The organism is Massilia sp. TS11 (assembly GCF_022012445.1).
Lineage (GTDB): Bacteria > Pseudomonadota > Gammaproteobacteria > Burkholderiales > Burkholderiaceae_D > Telluria.
Genome location: NZ_JAKLTS010000034.1, coordinates 1 through 1276, shown reverse-complemented (window position 1 = coordinate 1276; position 1276 = coordinate 1). Strand labels below are relative to the sequence as shown.

The 1276-nt window shown below is 56.1% G+C and carries 2 protein-coding genes; both read right to left on the bottom strand.

The window, feature by feature from the left end; genetic code table 11:
* Positions 1 to 46: 46 nt before the first annotated feature.
* Positions 47 to 904: an IS3 family transposase gene (locus tag LZ005_RS21495; protein ID WP_237811075.1), complete on the bottom strand. Its 858-nt coding sequence runs from the start codon at positions 902 to 904 to the stop codon at positions 47 to 49.
* The gene (locus LZ005_RS21490; protein WP_237811066.1) at positions 901 to 1239 is read right to left on the bottom strand and encodes a transposase; all 339 of its coding nucleotides are present in this window, start codon (positions 1237 to 1239) and stop codon (positions 901 to 903) included. The genes LZ005_RS21495 and LZ005_RS21490 overlap by 4 nt, the downstream gene beginning before the upstream one ends.
* Between the last annotated feature and the right edge of the window lie 37 nt (positions 1240 to 1276).

Here is a 1276-nt window from a genome sequence, read left to right as displayed (position 1 = left end):
AAAAATGGGGTCAGACTGAGATGCACCGGAAAAATGGACAGCCTAATTAGGCACACCGGTGTTCGGATTCGAATTTGGCGGGTGTGCGGTAGCCGAGTGATTGATGAATCCGTTGTTGATTGTAATACGTGTCGATGTAATCACTGAGAGCGGCATTGAGGCTCGCATGGTCATCGAAGGTCTGATGGTGGCTCATCTCGTTCTTTAGTGTGGAGAAAAAGCTCTCTGCCACAGCATTGTCGTGGCAATTTCCTTTCCTGCTCATACTTGGACGCATTCCATGTTGGGCCAGAAATGCCCGGAAGCTCGAACTGGAGAATGGCGAGCCTTGATCGGTGTGGCAGATGGCGCCAGTTGGCAAGGCGGGTGCCTTCTGCAGAGCAGAGATGGCTAAGTCTGCTGTCTGGGCGCTGCCGGTGGCCCAGGCTGTGACACGACGTGTGCCAACATCAAGAAAGGCGGCCAGATGCAGGGCGCCCTGGAATCGGGTGTGGATCACGGTCATGTCGCCAACCCAGGCACGGCCGGGCGCGCCAGGTTCAAAGTGGCGTTTAAGCAGGTCTGGGGCCGATGGTTCGCTCTTTTGATAGGTGCGCATTGTCCTGAAACGCTGGGTGCGCTGCGTACTCAGGCCAGCCAAGCGGCGCAAACGTGCCACCCGATTGCGGCCAACCTGATGCCCTTCGGCCTGCAGCAAGCGCCATGTTTTGATAATGCCAGGGGCGCGACGATGCGCATGGTGCAGGCGTTCAATACACTCGCGTAAGGCCAAATCTTCCCGGCTACGCAGACTTAATGGCCGATTTTGGAAAGCGTAGCAGCCACTTCGGCTGACCTGCAAAATGCGGCACATCAGCGCCAGCGGGAAGCGCTGAGCGTTCTCATGGATGAAGGCGTACCTCACGGCTTGCGGCGCGCAAAGTACGCTTCGGCCTTTTTTAGGATGGTGTTCTCCATCTTTAGCCGTTCGTTCTCACGCCGCAGTCGCGTCAGCTCGTTCTCTTCATTCAACGGAGGGCGGCCACGCGGACGGCTAAACGCAAGCTCAACACCACGCTTATCGACTTCCCGGGCCCATTTATACAACTGGTTGCGTTGCACACCCAGTTCTCGAGCCAAAGCCGATCCACTTTCGCCTTCATTCAATCGTGATACCGCCGCCAGCTTGAATTCCTTGCTGTGGCCGCATTCCTCATTACCAAGCTTTTCTTCATTGTCCATCTGAGTATTGTCTCCCATTTGGACTGTCCACTAAACCCGGTACACCTCAGACCCC

Coding starts and splice junctions, on each gene's coding strand:
- LZ005_RS21490 (WP_237811066.1), bottom strand. CDS start 1,239: ATGGGAGACAATACTCAGATGGACAATGAAGAAAAGCTTGGTAATGAG.